Source organism: Dongia sp. agr-C8 (assembly GCF_054658695.1).
Window position 1 is genome coordinate 458043 of the sequence record NZ_BAAGHZ010000003.1, and the last position, 12781, is coordinate 470823.

Annotated in this window: 8 protein-coding genes and 1 riboswitch; of the genes, 3 read left to right on the plus strand and 5 right to left on the minus strand. The window is 66.5% G+C overall.

What is annotated here, in order from left to right; all coding sequences use genetic code 11:
• Nucleotides 1–44: 44 nt before the first annotated feature.
• Nucleotides 45–210, minus strand: a riboswitch (FMN riboswitch).
• 78 nt (nt 211–288) lie between these two features.
• Nucleotides 289–462, minus strand: a complete 174-nt coding sequence (locus ACYQ4T_RS16370; RefSeq protein WP_459858030.1) for an OmpA family protein — start codon at nt 460–462, stop codon at nt 289–291.
• A gap of 39 nt (nt 463–501) precedes the next feature.
• Nucleotides 502–1041: a peptidoglycan-associated lipoprotein Pal gene (gene pal / locus ACYQ4T_RS16375; RefSeq protein WP_459856224.1), complete on the minus strand. Its 540-nt coding sequence runs from the start codon at nt 1039–1041 to the stop codon at nt 502–504.
• Between the two features lie 361 nt (nt 1042–1402).
• Here pal and ACYQ4T_RS16380 point away from each other — a divergent pair, with 361 nt between their 5' ends.
• The gene (locus ACYQ4T_RS16380) at nt 1403–7441 is read left to right on the plus strand and encodes a beta strand repeat-containing protein (RefSeq protein WP_459856227.1); all 6039 of its coding nucleotides are present in this window, start codon (nt 1403–1405) and stop codon (nt 7439–7441) included.
• Between the two features lie 3 nt (nt 7442–7444).
• Here ACYQ4T_RS16380 and ACYQ4T_RS16385 read toward each other — a convergent pair whose 3' ends face one another.
• The 3 genes from ACYQ4T_RS16385 to ACYQ4T_RS16395 all read right to left on the minus strand — a co-directional run bounded on the left by ACYQ4T_RS16385 (nt 7445) and on the right by ACYQ4T_RS16395 (nt 10237).
• Nucleotides 7445–9514, minus strand: a complete 2070-nt coding sequence (locus ACYQ4T_RS16385) for a thioredoxin domain-containing protein (protein ID WP_459856229.1) — start codon at nt 9512–9514, stop codon at nt 7445–7447.
• Between the two features lie 79 nt (nt 9515–9593).
• A complete protein-coding gene (locus ACYQ4T_RS16390) occupies nt 9594–9980 on the minus strand; it encodes a type II toxin-antitoxin system VapC family toxin (RefSeq protein WP_459856231.1) in 387 nt (128 codons plus the stop codon).
• The gene (locus ACYQ4T_RS16395; RefSeq protein WP_459856234.1) at nt 9980–10237 is read right to left on the minus strand and encodes a type II toxin-antitoxin system VapB family antitoxin; all 258 of its coding nucleotides are present in this window, start codon (nt 10235–10237) and stop codon (nt 9980–9982) included. Before ACYQ4T_RS16395 ends, ACYQ4T_RS16390 begins: the two co-directional genes overlap by 1 nt.
• A 115-nt stretch (nt 10238–10352) precedes the next feature.
• Here ACYQ4T_RS16395 and ACYQ4T_RS16400 point away from each other — a divergent pair, with 115 nt between their 5' ends.
• Together ACYQ4T_RS16400 and ACYQ4T_RS16405 are read left to right on the plus strand one after the other, a co-directional pair.
• The gene (locus ACYQ4T_RS16400) at nt 10353–11933 is read left to right on the plus strand and encodes a trimethylamine methyltransferase family protein (protein ID WP_459856236.1); all 1581 of its coding nucleotides are present in this window, start codon (nt 10353–10355) and stop codon (nt 11931–11933) included.
• Nucleotides 11934–12047: 114 nt separating this feature from the next.
• On the plus strand, nt 12048–12731 hold the full coding sequence (locus tag ACYQ4T_RS16405) for a hypothetical protein (protein WP_459856239.1): 684 nt from the start codon (nt 12048–12050) through the stop codon (nt 12729–12731).
• Nucleotides 12732–12781: the final 50 nt, after the last annotated feature.

The following is a 12781-nucleotide window of genomic DNA, read 5'->3' on the forward strand; positions in this document are numbered from 1 at the left end:
CGCCTGACAAGACGGATTCCGCGCGCGGAATCGCTCATCGGACGTTGCGTCTTCTTCCATCCGGACTTTAACCGTCGGCCCAGGACTGGCATCGGGAGATGCGTCACCTGATCTGCTGACCCGCGATCCGAGGATCGCGGCGCTCGCGGGCTCGGATTCTTAAGAACCCTTACCGCCGGTGGGGAGTTTCACCCCGCCCTGAAGACGTGTAACGGGATGAAAGTGGCAAGTCCGCCGCGCCCCGTCAAGACAGGGTTATCTCGTCGGCGGGATGAGGAAAGCGCGCTTCTATTGATCGAGCGTCGTGACGGCCCGCCGGTTCTGGCTCCAGCAAGCCTCCTCCGCCTCGGAGCAGACCGGTCGCTCCTTGCCGTAGCTGATCGTGTTCAGGCGTCCGGGATCGACGCCGAGAGCCGCGAGATAGCGGATCACGGCTTGCGCCCGGCGCTCGCCGAGCGCGATGTTGTCGCAGCATCGGGGCGATCTTTCGGTTGGGGGTGGTTAGTTGCTGAGCGCGGTGACGCCGCGGCGGTTTTCGGCCCAGCAGCTGTCGGAGGCGTCCGGGCAGACCGGCTTCTCCTTGCCGTAGGAGACTTCCGAAAGCCGCGATTTATCGACCCCGAGCGCCACCAGGTAGTTCAGCACCGTGGTCGCACGCCGATCGCCCAAAGCCAGGTTGTATTCGCGGGTGCCGCGCTCGTCGGCATGGCCCTCGATCGTCACCATGTGCTGCGGGTATTTCTGCAGCCAGGCCGCCTGCTTCTGCAGGATGCCCTGTGCCTCGGCATTCAGCGAGTAGCTGTCGGTGTCGAAGTGGATCGTATTGCCGATCTGGGTCTCGAATTCCCCGGCACTGCCCGGGCCCATGCTGGCGCTCTGGACGCCGTTGTCGAGCCCGGTGCCGGTCACGCTGTCGGCGCCCGTGCCGGAGAGCTGCGACATGTCGTTCGCCGCCATGTTTCCGCCGGTATCGGATCCGCTGCTCCCGCAAGCGGCAAGCAGCAGCGCAGCGCCGAGCGCTGACATCATCCTGAAGTTCATCGAAGTCCCCATAAGTTGCGACTCGGAATCGTCGCTTAGCGGTTGCAAAGCTGCAAGGTAATCGGGGCGATCTTGAGGCGAAATTCGGGCGTGCGGTGACAAATCGGGGGGATTTTGGCGTCGACTTCGGGCGTCGAGCCTCAAATTCCGCGCTGAGACTTCATGGCTAACGTCGGGAATTAAGTCTCGACTCGGCTTGTCCATCCTTTCCAGCCCCGGTAAACTCTATGCTTAATAAATCGTTAACACGTGGATCGCGCTGTTAACGCGGGGGTCGAAACGGGGAGACAGCGGCCGGCCGAAAACCGTTATTTCGCGGGGGGTTACGCGAAGGCGGAGCAGCTTGGCCGGGCGATCGGGCATGACGGGGGTCGCACCGAATACCGAAGATGCAGCGCCGGAGCCGAAGAGCCCGACGGCGGCCCCTGCCCTTGGCCCGGACGGAACGCCGAATGTCGTCCCGCGCATCCTGACCGCCCAGCCGGGTCAGGTGGTCGAGCTGCCCTTCACCTTGGCCGCGGCGACGATCGCCTTGCGCGACGGCGATCTCTACCTGCAATCCGGCGACCAGCTTGTGGTCATCGAAGGCTATGGGCCGGCGCTGCTGGCCGGCAGGGCGCCGACCGTGCTCGATCCCCGCGGCGATACCCTGGCGCTGGAGACGCCCGAGATCCGGCCCGGGAACGAGATCATCCTGACCGATGCGCCGGAGCCGCCGCCGCCACCGGCGGCGTTCGCCACCGCCGGGGTGAAGCCGCCGTATTTCGGCGGCGCGCTGCTCACCGTCTTCGATCCCGTCTCGGGAACGCTGCTGCGCAGCTTCCGCTCCGTCGGTACCGGCCGTGAGGATGCGGGCTTCGATGGAAGCTCGACATTGCGCGGCACCGGATCGCAGGTGCCGGATTTCGAGGACATCAACCTGGCGCGGACCAGCAACGGTCCCACCCTGCCGACGCTTGCGCCGGGTCCCTTCGAGGCGAAGGACGATGCCGGTGGCGTGCTGCGTGGGCTCGGCACCGGCAATGTGATCGCCGGATGGGGCGGCGCGCCGGATCTCACGGCCGGCGGCAGAGTCACTGAAGCGGCGGGGATCGGCGCCGCGATTCCGGTCACAGCTTCGGGCGTCGACGTCGCCGGCCAGTTTGGAAAGTTGCATGTCGCGGCCGATGGCGGCGTCGGCTACCAGCGAACGGTGGGTTCGGTCACGGATCTCGCCGCCTTGCCGAACGGCGCGCTCGATCTCTTCACCTACACCCTGGTGAACGGCGACGGCCGCAGCGACACGGCGACGCTTTCGATCCGCGTGATGCCGGAGACGGTGGTCGCCGGCAATGCGACCGGCACCGGCAATGACGAAGCCCTGGTGCTGCAGGCCGGCGCCGCGGGCCAGCTCTCCGGCCTCGGCGGCGAGGACCGGCTGTTCGGCGCGAGCGGCAGCGACACCCTTTCGGGCGGCGACGACGACGATTTTCTGCAAGGGGGTTCCGGCGACGACGCGCTGCTCGGCGGCGATGGCAACGATACGCTGGCCACCGGCAGCGGCATCGACAGCGCCGATGGCGGTGCCGGCGATGACATATTCGACCTCGCCGGCAATCTGACCGCGGCGGATACGCTGACCGGCGGCAGCGGCAACGACATCCTGAAGCTCGACGGCAACTACGCGGCGGGGGTCATCTTCGCCGCGACCACCTTGAGCGAGGTCGAGCGCATCGAGCTCAAGGCCGGCAACAGCTACAAGCTTACCCTTGCGGATGCGAATAACGCGGTCTCGCTGACGGTCGACGGCAAGACGCTGACCGCGAGCAATGTGCTCACCCTGAATGGTGCCGCGGAGACCAGCGCGGCGCTGATCGCCGAGGCCGGCGCCGGGAACGACGCGCTGACCGGTGGCGGTGGTTCGGACCAGCTCGACGGCGGCGCGGGCAACGACACGCTGACCGGCAATGCCGGCGCGGATGTGCTGACGGCGGGAACCGGCAACGACACGCTGAGCGGCGGTGCCGGGAACGATCGCCTGCTACTGGCCGGCAATCTCACCGCGGCGGACAAGATCGACGGCGGCGCCGACACCGATACGCTCGCGCTCGACGGCAACTACGCGGCGGGCGTCACCTTCACGGCGACCACGCTGGTGAATGTCGAGGCGATCGCCCTCGCTGCCGGCAACAGCTACAAGCTCACCTTGAGCGACGCCAGCAACACGACGGGCCTCGTCCTCGAGGGTTCCGCGCTGGCGGCACCCAACAGCCTCACCGTCATCGGCACGGCGGAGACCGCCGCCGCTCTCTCCGCCACGGGCGGCGCCGGCGACGACGTGCTCACCGGCGGCGCCGGCAAGGACCTGCTCTCCGGCAATGCCGGCAATGACGTGCTGACCGGCAACAACGGCGACGACAGGCTGATCGCGGGGAGCGGGACCGACAGGCTCGCCGGCGGCAACGGCAACGACGTCCTGGATCTCGGCGCCGGCCTGGATGCGGCGGACAAGATCGACGGCGGCGCCAACGCCGACAGCTTGAAGCTGGACGGCGATTACGGCGCGGGCGTGGTGTTCGACGCGACCACGGTCACCAATGTCGAGACCTTCCTCCTCGCCGCCGGTCACGACTACAACCTGAAGCTCACCGATGCCAACAACACGACCGGGATCAAGGTCGATGCCTCGGCTTTCGCCGCCGGCAACCGGTTGGTATTCGACGGCGCTGCGGAAACCGCGTCGCTGCTGAATGCGACCGGTGGCGCCGGGGACGATGTCTTGATCGGCGGCAGCGGCAACGACACGCTGACCGGCGGTGCCGGGGCCGATGCGCTGACCTCGGGCGCCGGCAATGACATGCTCTCGGGCGCGGCCGGCGATGACGTCATCACCCTGAACGCCGGCCTCACGGCGGTGGATAAGATCGATGGCGGCGCTGATTTCGACATCGTCAGGCTGGACGGAAACTACGTCGTCGGCGTGACGCTGAGTGCCACCACCATCACCAACGTGGAGCAGATCGAGCTCATCGGCAGCAGCTACAAGCTGGTGCTGAATGACGCGACGGCGACGACCGCGCTGAAGGTCGACGGCACCGCGCTCATCGCCGGCCAGGTGATGATCATCGACGGCGCGGCCGAGACCGGCGCCGCTTTGACCCTGCTGGGCGGTGCCGCGAACGATACCATCGGCGGCGGCGGCGGCGACGATGTGCTCTCCGGCGGCGCGGGCAACGATACGATCACCACCGGCGCCGGCATGGACAGGGTGAGCGGCGGCACCGACAACGACACCATCGTGCTCGCCGGCAACTTGACCGCGGCGGACGCGATCGATGGCGGCAGCGGCACCGACACGGTCACGCTCAACGGCAATTACAGCGCCGGTGTCACGTTCGGGGCGGCCACGATCAACAATGTCGAGACCGTCACGCTCGCCAACGGCTTCAGCTACAAGCTGATCCTCAACGACGCGACCAACGCCCTGGGCCTGACGGTCAACGGCGCGGCCCTGGTCGCGGCCAACGCGCTCTATCTCGACGGCAGCGCCGAGGCCGGCGCCGCGCTCACCGCGATCGGCGGCAGCGGCAACGACACGATGCTGGGCGGTGCCGGCGATGACGTGCTGACCGGCGGTAGCGGCACCGATCTGCTGCGGGCCGGTGCCGGCACGGACACGCTCTCCGGCGGCAATGGCAACGACACCCTGTATCTCGGGGCCGACCTTTCCGTCGCGGACAGGATCGACGGCGGCGCCAACACCGACACCCTGTTGCTGGACGGCGATTATGCCGGCCTGACGCTGACGGCGACCACGGTCACCAATGTCGAGACCATCCAGCTCGCGACCGGCCATGATTATGGACTGACCCTGGACAATGCCAACAATGCGGTTGGGCTCACGGTCGATGGTTCCGCCCTCGGCGCGGTGGACACACTATCCCTGAACGGCGCGGCGGAGACGAGTGCGGCGCTGACCGCCCGCGGCGGCGCCGGTGATGACATGCTGGTCGGCGGCGCGGGGGCGGACATCCTGCAGGGCGGCGCCGGCAACGACCTGCTGATCTCCGGCGCCGGTATCGATACGCTGCAAGGCGGCGCCGGCGATGACGTGCTCGATCTCGGCGCCAATCTGCTGGCGACGGACAAGCTCGATGGCGGTGCGGACAGCGACATCCTGAAGCTCAACGGCAACTACTCTGCCGGCCTCACCTTCATGGCGACGACCATTGTCAACGTCGAGGCGATCGCGCTCGCCGCCGGCAACAGCTACAAATTCACCCTGAACGATGCCAACGCGACGGCATCGCTCGCCATCGACGGCAGTGCGCTCGCCGCGAGCCAGGTGCTGACGGTCAACGGCGCTGCGGAGACCGCGGCGGCTCTGCTGCTCAGCGGCGGCGCCGGAGACGACGTGCTGACCGGCGGCGCCGGCTCGGACTTGCTGAAGGGTGGCGACGGCAATGACAAGTTGACCACCGGCGCTGGCAACGACTTGGTGGATGGCGGCAGCGGCAATGACACCATAGTGCTGGCCGCAAACCTGACCGCGGCGGACCAGATCGACGGCGGTGCCGGCAACGACACGGTCACGCTGTCCGGTAGCTACGGTGCCGGCGTCGTCTTTAGCGCGACGACCCTGACCAATGTCGAGACGCTCACGCTGGCGGCTGGCAACAGCTACAAGTTCACGCTGGACGACGCCACGAACGGCACCGGCCTCACGGTCAATGCCGCCGCCCTCGCCGCGACCGCCGTGCTGACCCTGGATGGTTCGGCGGAGATCAGCGCGGCGCTGATCGTGACCGGCGGCGCCGGCAATGACGTGATCACCGGCGGCGCCGGAGCGGATGTGATCACCGCGGGTGGCGGCATCGATAGCTTGAGCGGCAATGCTGGGGCCGACAGTTTCATCCTCGGCGGCAGCTTCACCGCGGCGGACCAGATCGACGGCGGCGCGGACCAGGACAAGCTCAGCCTCAACGGCAACTATGCAGCCGGCATCGTCTTCAACGCGACCACGCTCGCCAATGTCGAGACCATCACTGTCGCCGACGGCAACAGCTACAAGCTTACCTTGAACGATGCGACCAATGCAGCCGGGCTCAGCATCGACGGCTCGCTGCTCGGCGCCACGCGTGTCCTCACGGTGAACGGCGCGGCCGAGACCAGTGCGTCACTGGCTGCGACCGGCGGTGCCGGCAACGACGTGCTCACCGGCGGCGCCGGATCGGACGTGCTGAGCGGCGGCGCCGGCAACGACCTGTTGACTACCGGCGCCGGCGACGATGTCGTCGATGGCGGCGCGGGGAATGACACGATTGCGCTCGGGACGAACCTGACCGCGCTCGACCAGATCGACGGCGGCGCGGACACCGATACGCTGACCCTCTCCGGCAACTACAGCGCGGGGGTCGTTCTCGGCGCGACGACGGTCAGGAATGTCGAGACCATCTCCGTCGCGGCGGGCAACAGCTACAGGCTGACCCTGGATGACGCGACCAACGGCAGCGGCCTCACGGTGAATGCCGCTGCCCTGGCCGCCGCCAATGCGCTGACTCTCGACGGGGGCGCCGAGCTTAGCGCGGCCCTGACGGCCATCGGCGGTGCCGGCAATGACACGATCACCGGCGGTGCCGGGGCTGACAAATTCACCGGCGGGGCCGGCAATGATACCTTGAGCGGCGGCGCTGGCAGCGACACTTTCACCCTCGGCGGCTTCTTCACCGCCGCCGACCGGATCGACGGCGGCGCCGATGCCGATACGCTCAGTCTCAACGGGAACTACGCGGCAGGCGTGGTCTTTAGCGCGACCACGCTCACCAATGTCGAGACCATCACCGTCGCCGACGGCAACAGCTACAAGCTCACTGTGAACGATGCGACCAATGCCGCGGGCCTTAGCATTGATGGCGCATTGCTCTCGGCCACCCGCGTTCTCACCGTCATCGGCACGGCGGAAACCAGCGCGGCGCTGTCCGCGACGGGCGGCGCCGGCAATGATTCGCTGACCGGCGGCGCCGGCGTCGATACGCTCACCGGCGGTGCCGGCAACGACACCCTGGTCGGCAATGGCGGCGGCGATACGCTCGTGGGCGGTGCTGGCAATGATACGATGACCGGCGGCACGGGCGCGGACACCTTCCAGTTCCGCTTCGCCGAGCTCGGCAAGGACACGGTCACCGATTTCAAGCTGGTCGAAGGCGACCGGCTGGTCTTCACCCAGGTCCTCGACGGCGCGGGCAACGACATCCAGGACCTGATCGATGCCGGCTTCTCGGCCGTGGCTGCCGCCGGCAATTGCGTCATCAGCTGGAACGGCGGGGCTTCAACCCTGACCTTGACCGGCGTCGGCGGCTCGGTCGCCAGCATGAACGACCTCGGGACCCTGCTCGGGCCGCAGCTCCAGGTCACTCATTGATCGTCACGCCGCCGCCAGCTGCGTCGACAGCGCGGCGTCCAGCGCTTTCGGGTCGGTGATCGGCAAGCCGCAACTTCGGTTCCGGCAGAGATAGGCGGTGGCCTTGCCGTTCTGCTGGGTCTTGCCGGACGCGGGATGCGCTGCGGGCAGCGTGGTATCGGGCGGCACCACCTGGAGCAGCCGGTCGGGCAGCGAATGCCGCATCGCCGTCTTGATCAGGTCGATCGTGTCCGGTGCGTCATGGGCGCCGATGATCACCACTTCCAGCGCATTGGCGAGGAAGGCCGCGTTGTTGAGGAAGGTCGAGAGCGGGAAGAAATTGCGCTCGACCTCGCCGCTGAAGGCCGCGACCAGGGCGCGCGCGCGTTCCTCGAAGCGCGCTTCGCCGGTCAGCAGGAAGAGCCGCGCCAGCACGCCGACCATGACGCCGTTGCCGTTGGGCACCGCGTTGTCGGCGGCGGATTTCGGCCGCACCACCATGTCCTTGGTGTCGTCGGCGGTCATGAAATAGCCGCCGCTGGCCGGATCCCAGAAATGGGCGTCAAGCAGCGCGGTCAGCTCACGCGCGGCGTCGAGATACTGCACCTTCGCCGTCGCCTCGTAGAGCGCCAGCGCCGCGCGGGCGAGATTGGCGTGATCGTCGAGCGTCGCCGGATGCGCCAGCTTGTCCTTGCGCCAGGCGTGGTAGAGCCGCCCGTCCTTGAACATGTGCCGGCGGATGAAGGCGAAGGCGTCGCGGGCGAGGTCGATCCAATGCGGCTCCTCGAACACCAGGCCGGCTTCGACCAGGGCCGCGATCATCAGCCCATTCCAGTCGGCCAGTACCTTGTCATCCCAGCCCGGGCGCACGCGCTCGGCCCGCGCGGAGAGCAGGGTTTGCCGCGCGCGCAGCAGGCGGGCCTCGCCCGCTTCGTCCAGGAGGGCGGGTTTTTGCGAGCGGTTGAGAATGGAGAGGCCTTCCCAATTGCCGCCGGGTGTCACGTCGTAATGGGCGCAGAAGAAGTCGGCCTCGTCGCCGAGGGCGGCGTCGATCTGCTTACGGCTCCAGACGTAGAAGCGTCCCTCCTCCCCCTCTGAGTCGGCGTCGAGCGAGGCGGCGAAGGCGCGGTTGGTCTTCTGGTCGGGGCCGGTCAACATTTCGGCCTCGAGCCAGTCGATGGTCTCGCGCACCCTGGCCTCGTAGAGCGGGTCCTTGGTCTCCTGCCAGACCAGGGTCAGCAGCGCGATGAACTCGGCATTGTCGTAGAGCATCTTCTCGAAATGCGGCACCAGCCAGTCGGCGTCGGTCGAATAGCGCGCAAGCCCGCCGCCGAGATGATCGTAGATCCCGCCCTGGGCCATCTGCGTCAGGGTCACGGTCACGGCGTGGCGAAACTCCGCGCGGCCTGAGCGCTTATAGGCGCGCCAGAGCAAGGTGAAGATCGCCGGTTGCGGGAATTTCGGCGCCGAACCGATGCCGCCTTTCTCCAGGTCGACCTCCTGCAGCAGCCGCTCGGCGATCTGGTCGAGCAAGGCGGCCTCGATCTCGCCGCCGCTTCTCGGTGTGGAGAGCTTCTGCATCGCCTCGCCGATCGCGGTGACGTTGGTCATCACCTTCTGCGGTTCCTTGTGGAAGATCTCCGAGACGAAGTTCAGCACGTCGCCGAAGCCCGGCCGGCCGTAGCGCGCCTCCTTCGGAAAATAGGTGCCGCCCCAGAACGGCCGCCCGTCCGGCATCAGGAACATGGTCAAGGGCCAGCCGCCCTGCTGGCCCAGCAAGGCCAAGGCCTGCTGATAGATGGTGTCGAGATCCGGCCGCTCCTCGCGGTCGATCTTGATGTTGACGAAGAGCTTGTTCATCAGGGCCGCGATACCCTCGTCCTCGAAGCTCTCATGCGCCATGACATGGCACCAATGGCAGGCGGCATAGCCGACCGAGAGCAGGATCGGCTTGTTGTCGCGCTGCGCCTCGCTGAGCGCTTCCTCGCCCCAGATCCGCCAGTTCACCGGATTGAACCGGTGCTGCAGCAGATAGGGCGATGTGGATTCGCCGAGCTTGTTTTCCGGGTTTAGCTTCGGCGCGGGAGCGGTCATTGCGGATCCTTTGCGGTATGCTTTGGATCAAACGCTGTGCGGACAGATGGTTCAACCCGTGATTTGCTGGGGTCTCTGCTCAGGCGACGCGGATGTCGGTTTTCGAGAAGTCATGGCCCTTGAAGAGCAGAGGCTCGCCGATTTCCTTGGCGAGCGCATAAGCAAAGCAGTCGGCGAGATTGAGTTTCGCGCCGTGATTGCCCTTGCCGAAGCGACGATAGGCCTCGCGGGCGAGGCGGGCATGCTCGACGCGCACGGGGACGATCTGGATATTCGTCGCGGCGACGAACTCTTCCACGGCCTCGCCGCCTTGCGGGCCGAGGCGGCTGTCCATCACGACCAAGGCTTCGAGAAAATTCACGGCGGATAGGTAGCGAACCGGAGCGGCGGCCATTTTGCGCAGCAACTGCAGCGCACCGTCTTCCTTTTGCATGATGCCCAGCACCGCCGACGTATCGATCACCATCAGCCGAACAGCCCGTTCTCGTCGTAACCGATGATTTCATCGGCCGGCCGGGGATCCAGGACAGGAAGCTTGGCGGATCGCTCGACAATCTTCATCACGTCCGCGATGAACTGTTCTTCAGTCCGCTCATCACCCTCGATGATGCGCAGCTTGTCGCGCAAGGCGCTGTTGATCGCATCGGTGAGACTCTGTCCAGTCGCCTTCGCCAACCTGCGCGCGAGCTGGTCCGTCTCCGGGTCCTTGATGCTGAGGGCCATTTTCCACCTTTCTAGACAAGGTTTCTAGAAATATAGAAAGCCGGGTGCGACCTTGCAAGACTTCACCCCGTTGGATGGCCGGACTAAAATGAATATTCATTCAGCGGAGGCGCAGATGGCCGATACTGCCAGCATTTCGGAACTCGGTGGGCGTTTGGGTCGTGGCGGCAGCGCGGCGCGTCGCGCCTTGCGGAAGTCCGGGCCCAAGGCCGGTGCCGTCCGTCCCGGCATGCCCGGCGGCACCTATCGGCCGCTCTCCGAGCATGACATGCGGCGCATCCACGACACGGCGCTCGACGTCCTGGAGAAGCTCGGCGTCGGCGAGCCCATTCAAGAGATTCTCGACGTCGCCCAGCCGCGCGGCTGCTGGCTGAACGACCAGGGGCGGCTCTGCTTTCCGCGCGCGCTGGTCGAGGACATGCTGGCGATCGCCTGCCGCCGCTACACCGCCTATGGCGTGACCCCGGAGCACGACCTCGAGCTCGGTGGCAGCCATGTCAACTTCGCCACCGCGGGCGAGGCCATCAAGGTGCTCGACTTCAACAGCGGCGAGTACCGGCCCTCGACCCTGCTCGACCTCTACGATTTCGCGCGGCTCGCCGACCGGCTGGAGCATGTGCATTGCTTCGGCCAGACCATCGTCGCAACCGACATGCCGGACCGCATCACTTCGGATTTCAACGTCGCCTATGCCTGCCTGGCCGGGACGCAGAAATCCTTCGGTGTCTCGATCGAGAATGTCGAACACCACGCCAAGCTGATCGCCTTCTTCGACGCCTTCCTCGGCGGCGAAGGCCGGTTCGTCGAACGCCCGTTTTGCGTCATCGGCGGCTGCCCGATCGTCTCCCCGCTTCGCTTCGGCAAGGAGAATGCCGAGGTGATGGTGGCGAATGCGCGTCTGGGCCTCTGCATTGATCCGGCGATCGCTGCCCAGGCCGGCGCCACCGCGCCCGCGGCGCTGGCCGGCACCCTGGTGCAGACCGTGGCGGAAACCTTGGTGACCTTGATCGTCGGGAATCTGATCACGCCGGGCCTGCCGGTCTCCTTCGGCATTTGGCCTTTCGTATCGGATCTGCGCACCGGCTCCTTCACCGGCGGTGGCGGCGAGGAGGCTTTGCTCACCGCGGCCGCGGTGCAGATGTGCCGCTTCTACGATCTCCCCTCCTCGGTCGGGGCCGGCATGACCGATGCAAAGGCGATCGACGCCCAGGCGGGCTATGAGAAAGGCGTCAGCGTCACCCTCGCCGCGGTCGCCGGTGGCAACTACGTCAACGAATGCTGCGGCATGATGGCCAGCCTGATCGGCTGCTCGGTCGAGGCCATGGTCATCGACAATGACATGCTCGGCAACATCCAGCGCGTGCTGAAGGGCATCGACGTCACCGACGAGAGCCTGAGCTTCGACGAAATCGCCCGCGTGATCGCCGGACCCGGTCACTATCTGGGTTCGCCGAAGACGCTCGAGCTGATGGAGACCGAGTATCTCTACCCGCATATCGCCGACCGCGATTCGATGAACGGCTGGCAGAGCCGTGGTTCCCCCGACATCCGCCAGGCGGCGCGCGCAAGGGCGCAGGAGATCCTGGCCTCGCACTACCCCGCCTATATCGATCCCGCGACCGATGCCAGGTTGCGTGCGCGGTTTCCAATCCTGCTGAAGCCGGAGGATATGCGTACCGGCAACGGACGCTGGTGAGCCATTCCACCGAATAACGGTTAACGCTGCGCGTTCACCCCCATTTGGGGGAGGCGTCGCTTTGCGACATCGGCCACCTTTTCCGCAGGCAGGTAACTAAAAGCGGTGAGGCAGATGAAGCGGACAGCGTTGGGGCTGCTCATGGCGGCCGGCGTCGTTGGTGCCTTCGGTCTTGAAGCCCAAGCGACCACCCTGGATTTCGGCAACACGGCGGGCAGTGCCGCGAACTGCATCGAGAACAGCACGCAGCCCTGCTACGGCTCGCGCGTCAACAACACCACGGATCCGAACGGCTTCGGCACCTATGGCCTGGGCAACGGGTTCACGCCGAATGTCGTCGCGGACTATACCGGCACGAACCAGCGCCTAGTGACGGTCAGCGCGGCCAATGGTGGCGGCGCGGTCTTCGCCACCAGCTTCCACGGCAGCTCGCACGTCTTCACCCTGACCGCGGATGCCGGTTTCAACGTCCAGCTGAACGCGGTCACGGTCAAGAACTCGGACATCCCGGGCATCGACCAGACTGAGAATTTCGAGGTCTGGGCCGATGGCACCCACCTCACCAGCCTCGACTTCACCTATACCGGCCAGGCCCCACTGAGCTTCACTTTCGCCAGCTTGATCGCGCAATCGATCTCGATCATATCCGACAGCGCCTTCGCCGGCCTCTCGGCGGCCAATTTCGATCAGGTCGCCGCGACCCCGATTCCGGCCGCTCTGCCGCTCTTCGCCTCCGGGCTCGGCGCGCTCGGCTTCGCGCGCTGGCGGAAGAGCAAGCGGGCCGCCAAAGCGGCCTGACGACCCTGGTACGGACTTCGTACTGCAAGCTCCGCCCTTCCGGGTGGAGC

What these genes read in the sequence shown, in the direction of transcription:
- pal (WP_459856224.1), bottom strand. Translation starts at nt 1,041, where the DNA reads ATGAACTTCAGGATGATGTCAGCGCTCGGCGCTGCGCTGCTGCTTGCC.
- ACYQ4T_RS16380 (WP_459856227.1), top strand. Translation starts at nt 1,403, where the DNA reads ATGACGGGGGTCGCACCGAATACCGAAGATGCAGCGCCGGAGCCGAAG.
- ACYQ4T_RS16385 (WP_459856229.1), bottom strand. Translation starts at nt 9,514, where the DNA reads ATGACCGCTCCCGCGCCGAAGCTAAACCCGGAAAACAAGCTCGGCGAA.
- ACYQ4T_RS16390 (WP_459856231.1), bottom strand. Translation starts at nt 9,980, where the DNA reads ATGGTGATCGATACGTCGGCGGTGCTGGGCATCATGCAAAAGGAAGAC.
- ACYQ4T_RS16395 (WP_459856234.1), bottom strand. Translation starts at nt 10,237, where the DNA reads ATGGCCCTCAGCATCAAGGACCCGGAGACGGACCAGCTCGCGCGCAGG.
- ACYQ4T_RS16400 (WP_459856236.1), top strand. Translation starts at nt 10,353, where the DNA reads ATGGCCGATACTGCCAGCATTTCGGAACTCGGTGGGCGTTTGGGTCGT.
- ACYQ4T_RS16405 (WP_459856239.1), top strand. Translation starts at nt 12,048, where the DNA reads ATGAAGCGGACAGCGTTGGGGCTGCTCATGGCGGCCGGCGTCGTTGGT.